Genomic DNA, 21,128 nt, shown 5'->3' with positions numbered 1-21,128 from the left:
TAGTAGGTGTAATGTTGAGTCGTATTTTGGTTGGCTGGCGCAGTGCCAACAAACGGTTACATTCGCTCGTTGCTGACCTGAGCCTGAATTAGTTTGTGTTGCCCTATGTCCGATACCCCGTTTTCTTCTGCTGCGGCCGATGCCGTTTCCTCTGATTCGCTCACGGTGATGGGCGGCGGTTTGGTGGGTTCGCTGCTAGCGCTCTACCTGGCCCGTCGGGGATACTCGGTGGATGTGTTTGAGCGGCGCGCCGACCTGCGCCGCGCGGGCGCCGAAGAAGGGCGTTCCATCAACCTTGCACTTTCCGACCGGGGCTGGAAAGCGCTGGAGGGCGTCGGGATTGGCGAAGAAGTGCGGCAGGTAGCCATTCCGATGTATCGGCGCGTCATGCACGACCAGCAGGGGCAGCTTACGTTTCAGCCGTATGGCAAAGAAAATCAGGCGATTTACTCTGTTTCGCGAGCGGGCCTCAACCAAAAATTACTCGATCTGGCAGAGGCCAATCCGCAGATCCAGCTGCATTTCAACCAACAATGCAACCACGTCGATTTGCGCGAACGACGCCTGAAACTGCGCGATGTAACGACGAATACCGAGCAGACCCGCACGTTTCAGCGCCTGTTTGCAGCTGATGGAGCCTTTTCTGCGGTGCGGGCCGCCATGCAAAAAACCGACCGCTACGAGTACTCGCAGAGCTTTCTGGAATACGGCTACAAAGAGCTAAACATCGAGCCCGGCCCCGACGGGCAATGGCAAATGGAGAAAAATGCGCTCCACATTTGGCCACGCGGCCAGTACATGATGATCGCGCTGCCCAACCTCGATGGCTCGTTCAACTGCACCTTGTTTTTCCCCTACGAGGGCGAAAATTCTTTCGCCGCCCTTCAAACGGATGAGCAGGTTCTCGCCTTTTTTCAAAAGGTTTTTCCGGATGTGGTCCCGCTTCTTCCCAATTTGGCAACGGAATTTTTTCAAAATCCGACCGGCTCGCTGGTCACGATTCGCTGTTATCCGTGGGCCTTCGCCGATGAAGTAGTGCTGCTTGGGGATGCTTCGCACGCTATCGTGCCCTTTTATGGGCAAGGCATGAACGCCGGCTTTGAAGATTGCTCCGTGCTGGATAGCCTGATTGAAGAATACCACGACGACTGGCACGCTGTATTTGCCGCGTTCCAGCAACGCCGCAAGCCCGACGCCGATGCTATTGCTGACCTGGCAATCTACAATTTTGAGGAAATGCGCGATCGGGTCGCCGACCCACGCTTTTTGCTGCAAAAAAAGATCGAAAGCAAGATTTCGGCGCAGTATCCCGATCAGTGGATGCCGCTTTACTCGCAAGTTACTTTTTCGCATATGCCTTATGCACAGGCACTTGCTAACGGCAAACGGCAGGAGAGCATCATGGGCCGCCTCATGCAGCACATTCAAACCGAAGCAGATTATGATCTGCCCGAGGTACAGCAGTTAGTGCAGCAGGAAATGAATCAATAAATTATATAATAACAAACTTGCATAACTATTTGATTTGCAAATTATTATGATGCTGTGTGTATAATTTTGTTATATAAATTTATAACTCGAAATAGATTTAATTGTATTAATTATACGGGTTAGCGTTCTGCTGTTCTGCAATAGAGGATAGTCGTTTATATTGCTGAAGATTTGCTGATTAAGCAGCTTTAGAGACATTTATAATCGCACTATAAACGTATTTTGCTACGCATGGCACAAGCCCCACCCATTGTTCCTGCCGTCCTGACTTGTGCTATTATTGACGACGACGAAATCAACCGCTTGACGTTGGAGCATTATGTGAAAATTACCAATTCACTCCAGCTTACGGCGTCACTTTCGGGCAGCGTAGAAGGGTTAAATTTCTTTAGCACCGGCCGTCAGGTTGACGTGTTGTTTCTGGACGTAGAAATGCCCGAACTCAACGGCCTGGATATGCTCCGGCTGTTGCCCGAGCCGCCCCAGGTGGTGCTCACCACAGCCCACGAAGATTTTGGCTGGGAGGCTTTTGAGCTGCGTGTTACCGACTACCTCGTCAAGCCGTTCGATTATGCCCGCTTCCAGCAAGCGCTGAGAAAGGTTCGCGAGCGCTGCCTGCAGCCCGCTGACACCTCTACCGAGGTGCTGCTGCCATTTGCCCCAAACGCTATTGTCTCTGATGTAAAGCTGTAATTGCTTGGCAATCAGCTTGTTTTGGGTCTGCTGGTGAGCACGGATCAAACCGTATTCATAGCGGTTGCTTTATGCGTTTGCAGCCAATCCTGAATCTGGCTTAGGACAAGGGGTAGGGTGGTTATGATCTGCTGTGCGGCCTCACGGCGCGACATTTCAGCCGCAACCGTTGCTTCCAGGGTCTGGATAGGATCGGTGAAAGCGTGCACGTTAAGCAGCTTCAACGAGGGCTTTATTTTGTGCGCTAGGGCAGCGGCCTGCGTCCAGTCGGCGGCGGCTACGGCTTCCTGGAGTTGCTGCAAAGCGGCGGGCGTAGTGGCCAAGAAGGAGTCAAGAATGCTGATTACAAACTCCGCGCTGCCCTGCGCAATGTGATACAACTGGTCTAGGTCAAAAAGCCGGGGCATCGGGACAATGTCCGTTCGCTTCAGGGCCAGCATCTTGCGCAATAACTCTGCTTCCTCAAAGGGTTTGGGCAAGCATTCGTCTAAGCCAGCCGCCAGGTATTTCTCATTGTCCGCTCGGAAAGCGTTGGCAGTCAGGGCAATAATTGGGGTTTGGGCGCGTACGGTATCGGGGTGTTGGCGCATGTGGGCCGTCACCTCTAAGCCGCTCATCCCCGGCATCTGAATGTCCATCAGGATGATATCGTACAGCTTTTCGGCAAACAGCTTGAGCGCCGTCGGGCCGTCCGAAACGGCATCAACCTGCACGTCGTAGTTGGCCAGCACGAGTTGGGCAAGTTGGCGGTTCACATCATGGTCTTCCACCAAGAGCACTCGCATTCCTCGTACTTGCTCTGCATTGTGATTTGTATGTGATTCATTATCAATAACTTGGTCGATGGCGGCGGCCGCGGCTTTTTCGAAAGTAAGCGTAAAACTGAACGTGCTGCCCTGGCCGGGCTCGCTGCACATCACCAGTCGCCCGCCCAACTGCTCGACCAGGCTGCTACTGATCGTGAGGCCCAGCCCTGTGCCGCCAAAGCGACGCGTGGTGTTGGCGTAGGCTTGGGCGAAGCTGGCAAAAATGGCTTCCTGCTTATCAATGGGTACGCCCATGCCCGTATCGATTACGCGGAAACTAATGGTGGCTGTCGTGTCCGTTTCGGCTTGCAACGCGCCTTCAAAGCAGATGCTGCCCTGCTCCGTAAACTTGATGCTGTTGCTGAGCAAGTTGAGCAACACTTGGCTCAGTCGCTGCGGGTCGCTAACTACCAGCGGATGTTGGAGCTGTATGGGGCTGATAACGAAGTCGATGCCTTTTTCCGCTGCCCGGTAAGCCAGCGTCTGGCCGATCTTGGTGATGGTGTTGTTCAGGTCGAAAGGAATGTGTTCCAGTTCGAGCTTACCCGAAGTAATTTTGGCTACATCCAGCACATCGTTAAGCACGCCTAGCAGGTGCCCCCCCGAGTTACGAATGATGTCGACATACTCGCGCTGCTGCGAATTTAGTGGCGTGCGCGCTAGCAAACTGGCCATGCCCAATACCCCGTTCATGGGCGTGCGGATTTCGTGGCTCATGTTGGCCAGGAAATTTTCGCGGGCGTGGGCGGCAGCTTCCGCTTCGCGGCGAGCCCGCTTAAATTCGGTGATGTCGGTGGCCACCGTAAGTACTTCAATCGTGCCTGTGGGCCGCCGCAGCGGCCGCTTTACGACTTGCAGCTGCCGCACTTCGCCGCAGGCCAGCGTAAACGACATCTCTTCCATAATGTCGTGGCCGGTAGCCAGCACGTGGTCGTGCCACTCCTGCAACTGCCGCATTTCGGCCGCTTCAGCGCTTTCGTCCTGCAACGATACGTTCAGGTGAAGGCTGCGCTCGGTGAGGTCGCGGAAGGTCGCGTTGGTAAATAGAAGGTCGCCGGTTTGGTCGGTCACGTACAGGAAGTTAGGCGAGCTATCGACGATCTGCCGGATAAACTCCTGCTGCTCCGATACCAAGGCTTCGCTTTGCCGGTGCCGCTCTTCGGCCAAATGCCGATCGGTGATGTCGAGGCCCGTTCCGATGACCAGCCGCAGCGCGCCGTCGGGGCCAAACACGGGGCGCAGTCGCCGCAAGATGAAGCGCACACCACTCTCCGACGCGATAGATTCTTCCCACTGCACTTCGGCTCGCTCCTGCACGGCTTGGTCAAATAGTCGCCGGCGCTCCGCGGCGGCTTCCTGCGGATGATTGCGGCGGGCGTAATATTCCAAATCGGTCTTGCCGATGGCCCACTGCCTGATTTCCTGATCTTTAATGGCTCCCGGATTGACGAACAAATAGCGGTGACTCGGATCGAAAACCGCAATGCCGGCCGAAAGCTCGTTGAGAATCGTTTCGTAGAACTCTCGTTGCTCGGCCAACTGCTGTTGGGCCTGGTGGCGCTCCGTGATGTCGAGGCCATAGGCCAGAATCATGTGCACCGAGCCGTCGGGATGGAACACCGGCTGCAGGCACCGCAACAGCCGCCGCGGGCCGTCGGGGCCCATCATGGATTCCTCGTAGGTTACCTGTTTCCGGTCCCGGATGATCTCATCGAATGCCTGCTTGCGTTGCTCGGCAATCTCCGTTGGGCGATTACGGTACGCACAGTAGTCGAAGTTATCTTTGCCGATGATCCATTTCCGCAGCGCCGCGTCTTTAATGCCCACATGATTGACAAACAAGTAGCGATGCTGGGTGTCAAAGACGCCAATATCGGCGGGGAGCTGATTCAGAATTGCCTCGTAAAACCCTTGTTGGTCAGCGAGTTGGCGGTCGGCGGCACGCTGCGCCGTGATATCTGTCAGGTAAAGCGTAGCGTAGGCCTGGCCCGGCACCGGCACCACCGTCAGCAGGTAGTAGTGCGCGCCCGTCGTGATCTCCTGGCTTTGGTGCATTTCCGTCTGGATCGCCACAGCTACCAAGGCCAGAAGTTGCGCCTTCAGGGTGTCATCTTCTGCCTTTAAGGCCTGAGCTAGTTTGGCGGCAGCAGGGTTGGCATAAATCAATTCCCCGGCCGCGGTCAGCCGCATAATCGGATTGGGATTTTGCTCCGGAATGTGCGAAACGTTGCGGATTTGGGCCTCTCGCTGGTAGCGCTTCGTAACGTCGCGGTAGCACACTAGGCGGCCGGCCATCGTAGCGTCCAGCACGATGTAATCGCGCTCCAGCATGCGGCCATCCGTGAGCACTACTTCTTCGTTCAGCACGGTGCGCCCGGCTTGGCGCAGGGCCGTAGCACGGGCCACGTAGGCCGCCGGATCGGGAAAGTTGTGCTGGATGCACGCTCCCAGCGTGACGCCCGTGTTGCCGTCGACCAAAGCGGCCGGCGACTCCGACAAGCCAAAAATCTCGCAGAAGCGCTGGTTGAGCAGCACCACCCGGCCGTCGTTGTCGACGAGCAGCACTCCAATTTGTAGGTTCCGCACCAACGCGTAAAGGCGAGTGCGCTGCAACTCGGTTTCGATACGTGCTTGTTGCAGAGCTTGTTCCAGTTCGGTGATGCGGGCTTCGGCTTGCTGGCGCCGGGTGCGCTCTTCGTGCAGTTGGGCAAGCAAAACGTCTCCGGATTCGGAGCGGGCAGACGGCGCAGAAACGGGCATACGGGAGGGCAAGGGCAGGTAAGTAACCGATAAAGATACAGCAACTAACTGCCCGCTCCCAAGCCGCAATCCGACGCCGGCGCCAAAATCGTGTTATGGAGGAGCTACGAAAGGAAATCTCAAATTTTTATTTCCATAAATAATTAATAATCAAGTGCTTATAAAATATATAGGCCTAACCCAAGGCTCAACGCAACGCCTACGCCCAGCGCCAGGCCTGCCCATACCTGCGCGGGCGTGTGGGCATTCAGAGCGAGGCGGGCGCTTACGACCGCCCACGCAATCAGGCTAAAGCCTACGAGCCACCCCAGGGCCGGGCTGCTGGTGCCCGATTTCAAAGACAGCAGCGCCAGCCATGCTGTGGCCCCGCCAACTCCCACGCCGTGCGCGCTGATTTGCCAGTGCAACGTAACCACGAAGGTTAAAGCAACCGCGACGGCCATGCCCGCTATTATGTAGCTCAGCAGCGCGTCGAAGCGATGCGGTTGCCACAGCACAACCGCCGCTGCCGCGAAGCTTACCGTCGCCAGCAGGAAAGGCCAAGTCCGCTGTTGGCGCTTGCGCAACTGCACCGAATCGATCAGCCCCAGCGCATAGAGGGCACCCGTACCCAGCGTTGGCAGCACCAGCGTAAATAAAACCACCGTGCCCAGCACCACCCACCGCTCAGGCAGCAGCGGGTACATCACCACGTCCGAAAGCTGGTAACACACCACGTAATACAGGTAGGACGGCATCAGCAGCGGGTGAAAAACCACCGACAGTCCCATCGCCAACGACTTATTCAAAACAACCGATGCAATGCTTAATACACAAAAATGGGGCGGAGCGCCCAGCTCAACCCCATTTTGTGCTTAATAGTAAATTACTGATTTACAACTCCTTACGCAACCGAGCTACCGGAATGTTCAGTTGCTCGCGGTATTTGGCCACCGTGCGGCGGGCAATGTTATAGCCGCGGGCATTGAGCATTTTCTCCAGCTTGTCGTCCGACAAGGGGCGGGCCTTGCTCTCGCCGTCGATGATTTCCTTCAGGATGTGTTTCACCTCGCGCGACGAGGCATCCTCGCCCGAATCGGTGGCGATGCCTTCGGAGAAGAAGTATTTCAGCGGGTAAATGCCAAACTCGGTTTGCACCGATTTGGAGTTGGCCACGCGGCTCACCGTCGAGATGTCCATCCCGATTTCCTGGGCAATGTCCTTCAAAATCATGGGCCTGAGCTTGCTCTCGTCGCCTTCCAGGAAGAACTCGTGCTGGTAGCGCACAATCGAATCCATGGTGCGCAACAGGGTCTGTTGCCGCTGCCGGATGGCGTCGATGAACCACTTGGCCGAATCGAGTTTTTGCTTAACGAAGGTCACGGCCTCCTTCATTTTCTTGTCCTTCTTCGACGCCTTGTCGTAGGCCTGAAACATCTCGGTATACGCCGGCGAGACTCGCAAATCGGGGGCGTTGCGCGAGTTCAGCGTCAGGTTAAACTGCCCGTTTTCGAGGGTTAGGATGAAGTCGGGAATGATGTATTGGACCTTGCCCATGCCCATCGGACCGGTACCGCCGGGCTTGGGGTTGAGCTTGAGAATCAGGGCAATAGCTTCTTTGATTTCTTCGTCTTCCAGGTCCAGCTTTTGCTGAATGCGCTGGTAGTGCTTCTTCGTAAACTCGTCGTAGCACTCGTTGAGAATGCGCTCGGCGGCTTCCGTAATTTCTTCCTGCGGACGCCGCTCGAGTTGCAGCAGCAAGCACTCCTGCAAGTCGCGGGCGGCAATGCCCGGCGGATCGAACGACTGCACTAAATGCAGCACGGCTTCTATTTCGGCCGTGGTAGCTTCAATGTTCTGCGAAAAGGCCAGGTCGTTGGCAATGGCCGACAAATCGCGCCGGATGTAGCCGTCGTTGTCAATAGAGCCAATTAGCTGACGGCCAATGGCTTCCTGCTTTTCGTCTAAGTCGGCAAAGCCCAGCTGGTCCAGCAGCGAATCCATGAGCGAAGCGCCCGTGTCGGCCAATGGCATTTCGCGGTCGTCGTCGGGCTCGCCCGGGCCATCGCCCTGCATTTTGTAGCCCGCGATTTCGTCGTCGTTGAGGTAGTCGCCCAAGTCAAGGTCTTCGCTGTCCTTGGAGTCGGGCGTGTCGTCGGCGGTGGGTATTTCTATTTCGGGTTGCTCTTCGGCACGCTCGTCGAAGTCTTCGTCGAGCGTGTTGTCGTCGTTGTCAAATTCCGCGTCGGGGTCGTTGTCGAAATCTTCGTCGCTGTCGTCGGAGTCGTCGCGTTCCTGCTCTTCGAATTCCTCGTCGTTGTCTTCTCCCTCTTCCAACGCCGGATTAACTTCCAGCTCTTCTTTGATGCGCGCCTCCAACTCTGCCGTCGGAATTTGCAGCAGCTTAATGAATTGTATTTGTTGAGGCGACAGCTTCTGCGAGAGAAGCTGCTTCATATCCAGTCGTTGCATACTCCAAAAACGCGTACGCCCCGCCAAAGACTGACGGGGTTTTACTTCAAATATAAGCCCTTTCTCTACTTGGGTTTCGGTAAAAAAGTTTGGCATTGGGCGAAAGAGCAACTCCCTTGCTTGGGTGGGCAGGTGACACAACTCTGACTCTGCTTTTTTCCTTTCTCGCCGCTTTTCAAAACTCCTACCTTTGCGGCTTCGAATTTCCATTCAAAAGTAAAGTCCGATGTCCCTCAGAAGGTCGAGCGTGCAGGAACTGCTTCGCAGCCAGGAGCTGGAGCGCGAAGTATTGGTAAAAGGCTGGGTGCGTACGCGCCGCGGCAATAAATACGTGCAGTTCATTGCCGTCAACGACGGCTCTACCATACATAATTTACAGGTAGTAGCCGACGCGGAGAAATTTCCGGAAGAAACCCTAAAGGACGTCGCAACCGGTGCCTGCGTGGCCGTGCGAGGCCAGCTTGTAGCATCGCAAGGCAAAGGCCAAACGGTTGAAATACAAGCAATTGATATTGAGGTGCTTGGCAAAGCCGATCCCGAAACGTATCCGTTGCAGAAGAAAGGCCACTCGCTGGAATTTCTGCGCGAGATTGCCCATCTGCGCCCGCGTACCAACACCTTTGGGGCCGTGCTGCGCGTGCGCCACGCCTTGGCGTTTGCCATTCACCAGTACTTCAACGACCACGGCTTCTACTACGTGCACACGCCCATCATCACCGGTTCCGACGCCGAGGGTGCGGGCCAGATGTTCCGCGTAACCACGCTGCCGCCCGAACATCCGCCGCGCACCGCCGACGGCTCCGTGGATTATAAAGAGGACTTCTTTGGGAAGCAGACGAACCTGACCGTTTCGGGCCAGCTGGAAGGCGAAATTGCGGCGTTGGCGCTGGGCAAAGTGTACACGTTCGGGCCTACTTTCCGGGCTGAAAATTCCAACACGGCGCGGCACCTGGCCGAGTTCTGGATGATTGAGCCGGAGATGGCGTTCTACGACTTGCAGGACAACATGGACCTGGCCGAGGATTTCCTCAAGAGCCTCGTGCGCTACGCTCTGGAGAAATGCCCGGACGACTTGCAGTTTCTCAACGATCAGTACGACAAGGAGTTACTGGGTCGCTTGCAGTTTGTGGTCGACAACGGTTTCCAGCGCCTTACCTACACCGAGGCCGTTGAGATTCTGAAAGGAGCCAAGCAGAAGTTTGAGTTTCCCGTTGATTGGGGCACCGATTTGCAGAGCGAGCACGAGCGTTACCTGGTCGAGAAGCACTTTAAAAAGCCCGTCATCCTGACCGACTACCCGAAGGATATCAAGGCTTTCTACATGAAGCTCAACGACGACGACCGCACGGTGCGCGCCATGGACGTCCTGTTTCCCGGCATTGGCGAAATCATCGGGGGTTCGCAGCGTGAAGAAAACCTGGAAAAGCTCCAGGCACGCATGGCCCAGATGAATGTGCCCGAAGAAGAGCTCTGGTGGTACCTCGACCTGCGCCGTTTCGGCTCGGCCCCGCACGCTGGCTTCGGACTGGGCTTCGAGCGCTTGGTTCTCTTCGTAACGGGCATGGCCAACATCCGCGACGTGATTCCTTTCCCGCGCTTCCCAAAGAATGCCGAATTTTAATGAACTGATTACAAATGCGTTACAAAAAGGCAACTTCATATGAAGTTGCCTTTTTGTTAGCAATACTCGCGCAGCTCTTTGTCGTCCACGGCCACTATGGCGTCGAGGCGCAACTCGAAGCCGTCTTCCAAGCGCAAATACTCGACCTTGTTTTTGATGAACAGATCGGCGATGATGCCGTGATAAGTACTAGGCGGCGTATCTGCTTCGGTGCGGTAGGTGAGGGTGCAGGGTTGGCGCTGGGTGGCGCGGGCTTCTAGCTCATCGTAGAAGCTGCAGCTGATGGGTTTGTAGTCGGCGTTCATACCAGATCTATACGAAAAAAGCCCTGCGTCAGCTGACGCAGGGCTTTTTAATCAATTAGGGCGAAGTCTACCGGCCGCGGCCATAACGGCCTTGGCTGTTGCGGCCTTCGTTGTTGCCGCGGCCATTGCCGTTGTTACCGTTGCCGCGGTCATACCCACCGTTTTCACGGCCGTATCCGTTGCCGTTGTTGCCACGGTCGTTGTCCCGATGACGATCATAGTCGGGGCGTGGGCTACTGTAATTGCCGCCGTAGTTGCCACTGCGGCCATACGGCTCACGGTATTGGGCACGAGGCTGATTATAGTAACCACCTCTGGCTGCACCATAATAAGGTTGGGCTACCACCACACGCGGTTGGCCGTAACCATAAGCATACCCCGAGCGGTAGCGCAGCCGGTGATCGCGGATATAGCCCCAAGGCTGTGCCCCGATGTAGTCGATGACTACCGGGTGAAACTGGTAAGGATCATACCCTTGGTAGGCAACCGGCAACTGATACGAGCGCAGCCAGTTTACCCCGTCGAAGAACACGTACGACCGATCGTAGAGGTCGTAGTAAGCGTCGATTTCAGGGATGTAATAGTATTGAGCGTTGGAGCGCACCGGCGGGCCCCAACCCGGTGTTTGGATATTTATGCTGACCTGAGCTTGCGCCGGGGCCGCTACACCCGCCAGCAGCAGTCCTAGCAGGAGCACCACCGCGGATTTGGAGAACAATTTCATGGCTTGAGGGTGAGATGGACTAGTTGTAACGCTACATATGCAATAAAAGCGCCAATTTATTGGCTTTTTTTAGGCATACGGGGCTTAGACAGCGTTTGGGAGCAAAGGTTTAATCAGATGAAAACCAGTCTATTGCAAAGCTGATTGCTGTTGCCTTTCGCTAGCTTTAGCAGTAACCAATGCTTACCTCTACCATCGCGCTTTTAAACGCAAACAGGCTCGCCGTTGCGGGCGAGCCTGGTATAATGTTATCAGAAGAAAAAGGCTAGTGCTTGCCGTGGCCTTTGCCATTTCCGTTGCCGTTACCGTGCCCTTTGCCGCCATGTTGCTCTTGGTACACGGGCACTGCATATACAGCGCCGCTTCTCAGCTTCTTGGCTTGCCCAGGAGGCATGCCATGCGGATGGCCGCCTTTCGGGTATTTTACTTTGTATTCATTGATGCGCACCCAAGGCTGAGCCCCCACGTAATCGATAATGACCGGGTGAAAGGTGTTGGGATTGTAGCCGTTAAGCGACGCCACGCGCATCCAGCGGCCGTCGCGTTGGTACACGTAGTTCTGCGCGCGCAGGTCGTAATAGCCCTCTACTTCCGGGATGTAATAGTACTGCACATTGCTCGAGGTCACGGGCGGGCCCCACGATGGCGTATTGATGTTGATGTTGATCTGGGCTTGGGCTGGGGCCGAAGCACCAAGTAAAAACAAGCCAAACAAGCCGGAAAGAACAATTTTAGGAACGAGTTTCATGCTGAAAGCTTTGGAAAGGTAACGAAGCCCAGCCAGTTGCAAGAACAAGGCCAACTAGCATCTTGCCGATGGGTCAGCCCCTGCTCCAGATTGTCTGGTAGAATTTGCATCGGAAGGGACAAATCGGCGGCCTTCCGTGTTGTATCCCATCTGCCCGGAACAACGTCCGGTGGGCTAGCCTCCGATTCAGCACTAAAAGCACTGGCAAATAAGCTATTCGGGGTAGCCAAAGGGGCGCGTTTTGCGTACCTTTGCGGACTTATTCGCTTCGCACTGCATGGCCAAGAAAACAACTGCCGCTCCCAAGTCCATTTCTCAACCGGTTGCGCTTGCACCCTCTTCCAATGGCCATGCCACGGATGTGGAAGCCCCTTATATTGAGGTATATGGCGCTCGCGAGCACAACCTGAAGAACGTGTCCGTTCAGATTCCGCGGGGCAAGCTGGTGGTATTTACAGGCATTTCGGGTTCTGGCAAATCGTCGCTGGCATTCGATACGATTTATGCCGAAGGACAACGTCGCTACATGGAGACGTTTTCGGCCTACGCACGCTCCTTCATGGGCGGCCTAGAGCGTCCCGACGTCGATAAGATTGAGGGGCTGTCGCCGGTGATCAGCATCGAGCAGAAAACCACCTCGCGCAACCCGCGCTCCACGGTGGGTACTATTACCGAGATCTACGACTTTCTGCGCTTGCTTTATGCCCGCACAGCCGAAGCGTTCAGCTACGCCACGGGCAAAAAGATGATCCGGCAGAGCGACGAGCAGATCATTAATTACATCCTCAAGCACTTCGCCGACCGCAAGCTGGTGGTGCTCGCCCCCATTGTGAAGGGGCGCAAAGGCCACTACCGCGAACTTTTCCAACAGGTTGCTAAACTGGGCTTTACGAAAGTGCGCGTCGATGGCGAACTGCTCGACATCACGGCCAAAATGCAGGTTGACCGCTACAAGATTCACGATATTGAGATCGTCATCGACCGGCTGAAGGTGACGGCCGAAGATCGGTTCCGTCTGTCGGGCTCGGTGCAAAATGCTCTGACCCACGGCAAAGGCACCATGTTGGTACTCGACCCCGACTCAAAGAAAACGCAGTTCTTCTCGCGCTTTCTCATGGACCCGACCACCGGCATTGCCTACGACGACCCGGCGCCAAACACGTTCTCGTTCAACTCACCCTACGGCGCGTGTCCAACCTGCAACGGGTTAGGCGAGGTGCAGGAGATCACGGAGGAAACCGTAATGCCGGATAAGAAGCTGAGCATCAGCCGCGGCGGTATTGCGCCGCTGGGCGAGTACCGCGACATCTGGATTTTTCAGCAGCTACAGCTTATTCTGAAAAAGAACAAAGCCAGCCTCTCGACGCCGATCGAAAAGCTGCCCGAAGACTTGGTGCAGCGTCTGCTCTACGGCATTCCGGAAGAGGAAGACGCTGACCCGAAGAAGGCCAATTACATCGAGCCCTTCGAGGGAATTATTCCGTTTCTGCGCCGCCAGATGGATTCCGACTCCGACAATATTCGGGAGTGGATTCAGCAGTACACGCAGGCCAAGGAGTGCCCCGAGTGCCACGGCTACCGCCTGAAGCGCGAGTCGCTGCACTTTAAAATTGCGGACAAAAACATCGGCGAGTTGTCGGTGATGGACATTAAAGAGCTGAGCAACTGGTTTGAAGATCTGGAAAGCCGCCTGTCGGATCGTCAGAACCTGATTGCCCGCGAGCTGCTCAAAGAGATTCGCAAGCGCATCGGCTTCCTGCTCGAAGTGGGCTTGGAATACCTCGATTTGCACCGCTCCGTCCGGACTTTGAGCGGCGGCGAGTCGCAGCGTATTCGCTTGGCCACCCAGATTGGTACGCAGCTAGTCGGCGTTCTCTACATCATGGACGAACCCAGTATTGGTTTGCATCAGCGTGATAATGAGCGCCTTATAAAGGCCCTGCAACACCTGCGCGACATCGGTAACTCCGTGATTGTGGTGGAGCACGACAAGGACATGATCATGCATGCCGACTACGTGCTGGATATTGGTCCTGGCGCGGGCGTGCACGGCGGTCACATTGTGGCACACGGGTCACCCACGGAGATTTTCGAGTCGGGTAGCCTCACGTCGCAGTATCTGAGCGGGGCCAAGCACATTGAGCTGCGCAAGAAGAAGCGCAAAGGCGAAGGCGGCGAATTGGTGCTAAAAGGTGCCAAAGGCCACAACCTGAAAAACGTAACAGCCAAGTTTCCGCTCGGCAAGTTCATCGCCGTGACGGGCGTATCGGGTTCGGGCAAGTCGTCGCTGATTCACGACACGCTGTATCCGATTCTGAATCAGTACTTTTTCAACGCCAAGCGCGATCCGCTGCCCTATCAAAGTATTGAAGGTCTGGATCTTATCGATAAGGTAATCGAGGTCGATCAGTCGCCGATCGGTCGGACGCCGCGTTCCAACCCGGCGACCTATACCGGAGTGTTTACCGAGATTCGGCAGCTGTTTGCTTCGTTGCCCGAAGCCAAAATCCGGGGCTACGGGCCCGGCCGGTTCTCGTTCAACGTGAAGGGCGGCCGTTGCGAAACCTGCGAAGGAGCCGGCATGCGCACCATCGAAATGAACTTCCTGCCCGACGTACACGTGCCCTGCGAAACGTGCAAAGGCCGCCGCTACAACCGCGAAACGCTGGAAGTACGCTTCAAAGGCAAGAGCATCACTGATATACTCGACATGACCGTTGAGAAAGCCGTGGAGTATTTTGAAAATCAGCCGCGAATCATTCGTAAGATTCAGGTGCTCAATGAAGTAGGCTTGGGCTACCTAACTTTGGGGCAGCAGGCTACCACGCTTTCCGGCGGCGAAGCCCAACGCGTGAAGCTGGCCACCGAGCTCGGCAAGAAAGACACCGGCAAGACCTTCTACATCCTCGACGAGCCCACTACCGGCCTGCACTTCGAGGACATACGGTTGTTGGCCGATGTGCTGCAAAAACTGGCCGACAAGGGCAACACTGTCCTCATCATCGAGCACAACCTCGACCTAATCAAAGTAGCCGACCACGTCATCGATTTGGGGCCGGAAGGCGGCGGGGGCGGCGGCACCATCGTGGCCCAGGGCACGCCGGAGCAGGTAGCCAAGCTGAAGAAAGGCTACACCGGTAAGTTTTTGGCAGACGAGCTGAAAACCAGCAAGTACGCCGAAGAAACCGCGGCCTAGCCTGTAATTCACTAAATAAAAAGGCCCTTCGCGCTACGTGCAGGGCCTTTTTATTTATGCTGCTAACCCACTGGTTATTTGATGATTATATGCCTGCGCCTGGCGATTGTAACGTCGGCGGACGTAGATGCTAAAAAGTGGGAAAAGCACCATCGGGAGCATCCGCAGCATAAAGCCCGGAAGTACAAAGGCCAGCAGAATGCTGAGCAAAAATACTGCGGGCGACATCAAGGGTCGTGCTAAGTCCAAATCTGGGTGGCCCACTGCCCTTGGCCGCACAATTCCGTTGGCCGGATCGCGGAGGTAAGACTGCAAGCGTACCTGCATAAACCCAGTAAATGCCACGTTGATGCTGTACACAATCCAAGGCGTTTTCAGGTTGACGTATTCACTTTGAAAAGCCGTGGTGAAAGGCATAACCACAATGCTCAGCAGAAACAAGATGTTGATCCAGATGAGCTTGCTATCGTAGCTGTGCACGAAGCGAAAAATGCGGTGATGGGCCACCCAATAAATCGCAATGATGAAGAAGCCGATAAAGAAACCTACAAACTTCGGCGTTATGCGGAACAGGGCACCCAGGGCCTCCTGCTCGGTCGGATGGTGCATTTCTGGCACTTTTATCTCGATGATTAACAGCGTGATAGCAATGGCAAAGACGGCATCCGTAAACAAGATCATCCGCTCGACCTGAAACTCCATGCGGTCGTCTTGCTGGAGCGGTAGTCTTTCGTCGGAGTGGCTCATGGGGCACGCTGCGACCGCGGGAAGGTGCGCCGCAATCGGTCTAAATATAGAAGGTAGCACCTGCACTGAACAAGAAGTAGCAAGCACTGCGCAAACAAAAAGCCGCCTCCGGTTATCGGAGGCGGCTTTTTGTAAGGTATTGACTAAAAGACGCTTACATTTTCATGTTGCTGTCCTTCTTGGCCATATCGGTGTGCTGCTGAATGACAGGTAAAGTCTTGGACGCAAATGCCTTAGCATCAGCATCTTTGCCGTTCTTGATCTCGCTCTGAAACAGCGCTACCGTTTTCACGTGATCCGTTACCATTTGGTCCATGTACGCTTTCTCGAATTCCTTACCCGAGAGCTTGGTCATGTTGTCGCGGATGGTTTTGTGTTCGGCATCCATGTCGCCGGGGAGCTTCACGTTCTTCTTTTGCGCAATGGGCTTCAGTTCGGCGCCGGCTTTGGTGTGGTCGGCTACCATTTTGTCGGCATAGGTTTTGGCCTCGCCGGTTACGCCTTTCGACAGGGCCAATTTGCTGAGTCCGATTTCGTTATGCCCGCCTTCGTCGGCTTTCATCATGAATTCCGCATCGGTCATGGGAGCCATGTTGGCGTTCATATCGGCAGGGGCCGTGCTCGAGTTCATGGCCGAGGCTTTGCTGGTATCGGCGCCGGCTGGCATGCTGGCGGCAGACGTGTCGCCGTTGGTGGCGCTGTTCATGTAGTTGTCGCCCGCGTTGCCGCCGGCCGTGTTGGCATCTTCGGTTTTGCCGCTATTGGAGCTACACGCGCCGAGGGCTAGCATACCCGCACACAGCAGGCTAAGGGTGGTGATTTTCATAGTGAGAGAATTTTGGGTTTGGTTTGGTAGTAGGAGAGAGCGAAAAGAGTAGTATAAAGTACTCTGTAACGTATTGATAGATAATTAGTTACTTTCGAGCTTCGACAGCATCTTTCATTTTGTTGGCCATGTCGAGGTGGTGCTGTAGCACCGGTACGTTTTTGGTGGCGAAAGCTTTGATCTCCGGATCGGTGGCTTTTTGGGAAGCTTCCGTGAATTCCTTCACGTCCTCTTCGTGGTCTTTCACCATTTCCTTGAGGTATTCCTTGTCCATGTCCGCGCCTTTTTTGCCCGTAACATCCTCATACACTTTGCGATGGTCGTCGCCGAGAGCGGTAGGAAGCGTGATGTTTTTGCGGGCAGCAATGGCCTTCAGCTCGGCGTTGGATTTGGTATGGTCTTTCACCATCATCTGACCAAATTGCTTGCCTTCGGTCGTAGCGCCTTTCGCTGCTACGGCGGTGCCAAGCTCTACCTCCAGCATACCACCGCTGGCGGCTTTGGTCATGAATTCCGAATCGAAGTTCTTGTCATCCTCTACTGCCGGCGGCGTGTTAGGCTGGGCGGCGGTTTTGGCTTCGTTTTCCTTCTGCGCAGTATCAACCGCATCCTGGCGTGATGAGCAACTGCTGCCACCGAGCAGCAAAGCCAGCCCGAGGAAACCATAAGCAAAGTATTTCATGGTAAGAGCTTGGTAAAGAAGTGGTTAGGCGAAATCCAGCAGCGCTATTTCTTCATGGCGCTGGTGCTATCGGCCGCAGCGGCCGAATCGGCGTCAACCGTCACATTGGCGCCCGCGTCGTTGTCGATCACAGTCGCGTCGGCTTTTACGCCCCCTTCGGCAGCGGCCGAATCTATGTTGGTCACGGCTTCGCCGGCCGTGCCATCGGTGCGTTTTTCGGCGTTGTTGCAACCCGTAAGGGCCAAGGCCGCCGCCAAAGGCAGCGCAAACAAAAAGCGAGTTTTCATAAGTTTAGGTAAGGTTTTGATAATGAATTAATTATGATTTAAGGAAGTTTTTCGACTTGGTCTTTCAATTCTTTGGCTTGGTCAAGATGGTCTTTTAGCGTGGGCAGGTATTTGGCTGCAAACCCGCGGATGTCGCCGTCGTAAGCGTCGTCGCTCATGTCGTCGAATGCATCCACGTCTTTCTCGTGGGCGCTCACCAGCAGGTCCATTACTTTTTTATCGAATTGGGTGCCCGTCAGGCCGGCGGCGTCGCGGTATTGCGACTGCTGATCTTCGCTCATGCCCGTCGGCAGCACGATGCCCTTACGGCTAGCCAGCGCCTGCAAGGCGCCGCTCAGCTCGTTGTGTTGGGTCAGCAACTGTTGGGAAAACGTTTTGAGGCCGGGCGTGGCGGCTTTTTGCTGGGCTAGCTTAGCTAGTTCCGTTTCCAGCATGCCGGAGCTGGCCGTCGTGACCATGAATTCCGCGTCGTGCTCTTGCTTGTCCGTGATGGCTTCATCGCGGATGCGCTTTTCGTTCTGAAACTTGGCCTCCGCGACGGGGTCCTTCTTGCTGGCATCGGGCGAACAAGCATTGGCAGCTAAGAGCAGTACTACAACCGGAACAACATGACGAGCGAGGCGCATAAACTAAGGTAATTAGACAGCAATGTCGCTGGGTAGTAGGGGACTATACGGCGGCATGGGTCAGTGGTTTACTTCGGGGCTGGTTTCGGCATCACGAGAAGCCTTGCCTGTTTCAGTCGCACCTGCATCAGTAACGCCATTACCCCGCGGCATCACCTGAAGCAAGCCGCTGTTCCTCACTATTAGGTCCAAGGATTATATCTTACGTAATTATCTGTATATCAAATAATTAATATAAAAATAGCTGCGGTCGTCACCATAAAAAAGGCCGCTGAGCAATCAGCGGCCTTTCGGGTGAGGTGTCAGGTACCAAGCAGGCCTTATTGGCCTTTGAACACGGGCTTGCGTTTTTCGGAAAATGCGGTTACGCCTTCCTTGTAATCTGCCGATTCGCCGGCAATCTGTTGGCAATAAGCCTCGTAATCAAGCATTTCGTCCAGCGAAGCAGCGCCGGCTTTGTTCAACATTTGCTTGATCAAGCCGATGGATTTGGTGGGCGCGGCAGCATAGCGCGCGGCCAGCGCCGCCACGGCAGCGTCCAGCTCCTCGGGAGCCACTACTTGGTTTACAAGGCCCAGCCGGAGCGCTTCTTCGGCCGTAACCTTCGAGCCCAAGGTGCAGAGCTCAAACGCTTTCAGGGTGCCCACAAGGCGCGGCAAAAAATACGACGAGCCCGAGTCGGGCACCAAGCCAATATTGATAAATACCTCAATAAGAGAGGCTTCTGTAGAGGCAATCAGCGCATCGCAGGCCAACGCCAGCGAGCAGCCCGCGCCCGCCGCCACCCCGTTGAGGCGCCCGATAATGGGTTTGGGCAAATTGCGCATCGCCCGAATGATAGGGTTGTAGCGCTTGTGCAGCGAGTCGTAAAAGGAGCGCTTCTCGTCGCCTTGAGCCGCTTTCAGATCTTGGCCCGAGCAGAAGGCGCGCCCGGCCCCCGTGAGCACTACCGCGCGCACCGACGCATCGCGGGCTACTTGCTTCAGGGCATCCTGTAGCTCATAGCTCTGCGGATCGTTGAAAGCATTAAAAACGTCGGGCCGGTTGAGGGTAATGGTGGCTACAGCGTCGCGCACGTCGTAGAGCAGGCAGGTATACATAAGGGCAAAAGTTGGCGGGTGGAAAACGGGTGGAAACGCTGAAAGGTACTCGGAACGCCCGGAACCGCGGCGAAACGCCCATGCTAATCGGCAGTTTGGCGGGCGCGCATCAGGGCTTCGGCGAGTACCAAATCTTCGGGCGTAGTTATTTTGATATTGCTATAATCTCCTGCTACCAAATGAATTGTGTGAAGATCTTCCACTACGCTGGCGTCGTCGGTGAAGGTAGGCAACTCGGGCAGCTCGTAAGCCCGACGCAGTAGGTTCAGCTCGAAGCACTGGGGCGTTTGAACTAGCCGCAGCCGCGATCGGTCCATGGCGTACGAGCCTTCTTTTGATAGCCCCCGCACCGAATCCTTGGGGGCGACGGCCGCAATGGCTGCTCCGTGCTCAGCCGCGGCCGCGTACGTGTTCTCAATAATAGTTGTCGATGCCAAGGGCCGAACGCCGTCGTGTACCGCCACAATTCCTTCCGTAGGCTCACTCAGGAACTTCAGCCCATTACGCACCGATGCCCAGCGTGTCACGCCGCCGGCCACCACGGTATGTGGAATCGAAATCCCATGCTGCGCACAGAGCTGGTGCCAAGTCGTAAACTGGTTGGCCGGGAGCACCACCACGCACTGTTGCACCTGCAACACCGACTCGGTGAAGCGCCGCAACGTATGCAGAAGCACTGGCTCGCCCAGCAGTTCCATAAATTGCTTGGGCCGGTCGGCGCCCATGCGCGTGCCGCTGCCGCCTGCTACCAAGATGGCAAATCGGGGGAGCGTCGTTCCTTTGCTCGTGCTCATAAACCAGGAAACTGCTTGGTATCTGACAATAAAAAAGCCCGGCAAATGTACCGGGCTTTTAAGAGTGTACGGAGACTTTTTTCCGGCCAAGAGCCAGGCAAAGCGCTACGCTGCCAATTACAGAATTAGCATGGCGTCGCCGTAGCTGAAGAACTTGTATTTCTCTTTGATCGCCGTTTGGTACGCTTCAATCAGAAAATCGTGACCCGCAAATGCCGAAGCCAGCATCATCAGCGTGCTTTCGGGCATGTGGAAGTTCGTGAGCAGCGTATTCGCGATTTTGAATTCGTGAGGCGGGAAGATGAATTTGTCGGTCCAGCCTTCGTTGGCCTTCAGACGGCTGTTGGCCGATACCGACGACTCCAGCGCCCGCATCGAGGTAGTACCCACGGCGCACACACGCTTTTTGGCATCCAAAGCCCGGTTCACCACCACTGCCGATTCGGCCGGTACGATGAAGTTCTCCGAGTCCATTTTGTGCTTGGTCAGGTCTTCCACATCCACGGGGCGGAACGTGCCCAAGCCTACATGCAATGTAACCGGCACCATGTCTACGCCCTTGATTTCCAGGCGCTTAATAACCTCGCGCGTGAAGTGAAGGCCCGCCGAAGGGGCTGCCACGGCACCTGTGTGCTTGGCATAGATGGTCTGGTAACGGTCTTTGTCGGCAGGCTCAGCATCGCGGGTGATGGCTTCCCGGGGTAGGGGCGTCTCGCCTAGGTCGTGCAACGCTTTGTAAAACTCCTCGTCGGAGCCGTCGAACAGAAACTTGATGGTCCGGCCACGCGAGGTAGTGTTGTCGATCACTTCCGCCACCATGTCGCTTTCGCCGAAATAGAGCTTGTTGCCAACCCGAATCTTACGGGCCGGATCAACAAGCACATCCCACAGGTGAATTTCCTTGTTCAGCTCGCGCAACAGGAAAACTTCAATCTTGGCGCCGGTTTTTTCCTTGTTGCCATAGAGGCGCGCCGGAAACACTTTGGTATCGTTGACAACGAAAACATCGCCTTCGTCGAAATATTCAATGATGTCCTTGAAGACACGGTGCTCAATCTTGCCACTGTCGCGGTGCAACACCATCAGACGCGATTCGTCGCGATTTTTGGCGGGATGCTGTGCTAGCAGGCTCTCAGGCAAGTCAAATTTGAACTCGGACAGTTTCATGGGACAGTTTGGGCAATAGGTGGGGAACCTAATGAAAAATTTGAGGGTGCGAAAGTACGGACATTGGCCGGATAAATCGTTACTTTTCGCCCGAAATCGGCTTG

General features: G+C 55.4%; 18 protein-coding genes. 4 read left to right on the top strand and 14 right to left on the bottom strand.

Annotation, left to right across the window (positions count from 1 at the left end; translation table 11 throughout):
* Positions 1 to 105 precede the first annotated feature (105 nt).
* Both H9I52_RS18105 and H9I52_RS18100 read left to right on the top strand, forming a co-directional pair.
* Positions 106 to 1,491, top strand: a complete 1,386-nt coding sequence (locus H9I52_RS18105; protein ID WP_187455029.1) for an FAD-dependent oxidoreductase — start codon at positions 106 to 108, stop codon at positions 1,489 to 1,491.
* A gap of 231 nt (positions 1,492 to 1,722) precedes the next feature.
* Complete coding sequence (locus tag H9I52_RS18100) at positions 1,723 to 2,184, top strand: LytR/AlgR family response regulator transcription factor (protein ID WP_139515116.1); 462 nt, start codon at positions 1,723 to 1,725, stop codon at positions 2,182 to 2,184.
* 44 nt (positions 2,185 to 2,228) lie between these two features.
* On the opposite strand, the gene H9I52_RS18095 is transcribed toward H9I52_RS18100, so the two are convergent.
* The 3 genes from H9I52_RS18095 to rpoN form a co-directional block, all read right to left on the bottom strand.
* Positions 2,229 to 5,750 (bottom strand): PAS domain-containing protein, encoded by a 3,522-nt coding sequence (locus H9I52_RS18095; RefSeq protein WP_187455028.1) that lies wholly within the window; start codon positions 5,748 to 5,750, stop codon positions 2,229 to 2,231.
* Between the two features lie 158 nt (positions 5,751 to 5,908).
* Positions 5,909 to 6,538, bottom strand: a complete 630-nt coding sequence (locus H9I52_RS18090; RefSeq protein WP_187455027.1) for a hypothetical protein — start codon at positions 6,536 to 6,538, stop codon at positions 5,909 to 5,911.
* Positions 6,539 to 6,623: 85 nt separating this feature from the next.
* Positions 6,624 to 8,201 (bottom strand): RNA polymerase factor sigma-54, encoded by a 1,578-nt coding sequence (gene rpoN / locus H9I52_RS18085; protein ID WP_187455026.1) that lies wholly within the window; start codon positions 8,199 to 8,201, stop codon positions 6,624 to 6,626.
* A 226-nt stretch (positions 8,202 to 8,427) separates the two neighbouring features.
* Here rpoN and asnS point away from each other — a divergent pair, with 226 nt between their 5' ends.
* Positions 8,428 to 9,822 (top strand): asparagine--tRNA ligase, encoded by a 1,395-nt coding sequence (gene asnS, locus H9I52_RS18080; RefSeq protein ID WP_187455025.1) that lies wholly within the window; start codon positions 8,428 to 8,430, stop codon positions 9,820 to 9,822.
* 56 nt (positions 9,823 to 9,878) lie between these two features.
* Here the strand turns inward: asnS and H9I52_RS18075 are convergent, their stop codons facing one another.
* The 3 genes from H9I52_RS18075 to H9I52_RS18065 all read right to left on the bottom strand — a co-directional run bounded on the left by H9I52_RS18075 (position 9,879) and on the right by H9I52_RS18065 (position 11,599).
* Positions 9,879 to 10,127 carry a hypothetical protein gene (locus tag H9I52_RS18075; protein ID WP_187455024.1) on the bottom strand — a complete coding sequence of 83 codons (249 nt, stop codon included), beginning with the start codon at positions 10,125 to 10,127 and terminating at the stop codon, positions 9,879 to 9,881.
* A gap of 67 nt (positions 10,128 to 10,194) precedes the next feature.
* Positions 10,195 to 10,851, bottom strand: coding sequence for a hypothetical protein (locus tag H9I52_RS18070; protein WP_187455023.1), 657 nt, complete (start codon positions 10,849 to 10,851; stop codon positions 10,195 to 10,197).
* Positions 10,852 to 11,116: 265 nt separating this feature from the next.
* The gene (locus H9I52_RS18065; protein WP_187455022.1) at positions 11,117 to 11,599 is read right to left on the bottom strand and encodes a hypothetical protein; all 483 of its coding nucleotides are present in this window, start codon (positions 11,597 to 11,599) and stop codon (positions 11,117 to 11,119) included.
* Between the two features lie 277 nt (positions 11,600 to 11,876).
* Between H9I52_RS18065 and uvrA the strand changes: the two genes are divergently transcribed.
* Positions 11,877 to 14,795 carry an excinuclease ABC subunit UvrA gene (gene uvrA / locus H9I52_RS18060; RefSeq protein ID WP_187455021.1) on the top strand — a complete coding sequence of 973 codons (2,919 nt, stop codon included), beginning with the start codon at positions 11,877 to 11,879 and terminating at the stop codon, positions 14,793 to 14,795.
* 54 nt (positions 14,796 to 14,849) lie between these two features.
* Here uvrA and H9I52_RS18055 read toward each other — a convergent pair whose 3' ends face one another.
* The 8 genes from H9I52_RS18055 to queA all read right to left on the bottom strand — a co-directional run bounded on the left by H9I52_RS18055 (position 14,850) and on the right by queA (position 21,024).
* Positions 14,850 to 15,542: a TMEM175 family protein gene (locus H9I52_RS18055; RefSeq protein WP_187455020.1), complete on the bottom strand. Its 693-nt coding sequence runs from the start codon at positions 15,540 to 15,542 to the stop codon at positions 14,850 to 14,852.
* A 154-nt stretch (positions 15,543 to 15,696) separates the two neighbouring features.
* Complete coding sequence (locus H9I52_RS18050; protein ID WP_187455019.1) at positions 15,697 to 16,368, bottom strand: DUF4142 domain-containing protein; 672 nt, start codon at positions 16,366 to 16,368, stop codon at positions 15,697 to 15,699.
* A gap of 88 nt (positions 16,369 to 16,456) precedes the next feature.
* Complete coding sequence (locus H9I52_RS18045; protein WP_187455018.1) at positions 16,457 to 17,050, bottom strand: DUF4142 domain-containing protein; 594 nt, start codon at positions 17,048 to 17,050, stop codon at positions 16,457 to 16,459.
* A gap of 44 nt (positions 17,051 to 17,094) precedes the next feature.
* Positions 17,095 to 17,337: a hypothetical protein gene (locus H9I52_RS18040; RefSeq protein WP_139515103.1), complete on the bottom strand. Its 243-nt coding sequence runs from the start codon at positions 17,335 to 17,337 to the stop codon at positions 17,095 to 17,097.
* 38 nt (positions 17,338 to 17,375) lie between these two features.
* Positions 17,376 to 17,963 (bottom strand): DUF4142 domain-containing protein, encoded by a 588-nt coding sequence (locus H9I52_RS18035; RefSeq protein WP_187455017.1) that lies wholly within the window; start codon positions 17,961 to 17,963, stop codon positions 17,376 to 17,378.
* A 320-nt stretch (positions 17,964 to 18,283) separates the two neighbouring features.
* Positions 18,284 to 19,063 carry an enoyl-CoA hydratase-related protein gene (locus tag H9I52_RS18030; protein ID WP_187455016.1) on the bottom strand — a complete coding sequence of 260 codons (780 nt, stop codon included), beginning with the start codon at positions 19,061 to 19,063 and terminating at the stop codon, positions 18,284 to 18,286.
* 83 nt (positions 19,064 to 19,146) lie between these two features.
* The gene (locus H9I52_RS18025; RefSeq protein WP_187455015.1) at positions 19,147 to 19,857 is read right to left on the bottom strand and encodes a 2-C-methyl-D-erythritol 4-phosphate cytidylyltransferase; all 711 of its coding nucleotides are present in this window, start codon (positions 19,855 to 19,857) and stop codon (positions 19,147 to 19,149) included.
* 117 nt (positions 19,858 to 19,974) lie between these two features.
* The gene (gene queA, locus H9I52_RS18020; RefSeq protein ID WP_139515099.1) at positions 19,975 to 21,024 is read right to left on the bottom strand and encodes a tRNA preQ1(34) S-adenosylmethionine ribosyltransferase-isomerase QueA; all 1,050 of its coding nucleotides are present in this window, start codon (positions 21,022 to 21,024) and stop codon (positions 19,975 to 19,977) included.
* Positions 21,025 to 21,128: the final 104 nt, after the last annotated feature.

This window comes from Hymenobacter sp. BT491, assembly GCF_014349165.1.
Lineage (GTDB): Bacteria > Bacteroidota > Bacteroidia > Cytophagales > Hymenobacteraceae > Hymenobacter > Hymenobacter jejuensis.
The sequence above is the reverse complement of the archived record's forward strand: the minus strand, read 5'-3'. Positions and strand labels throughout refer to the sequence as shown.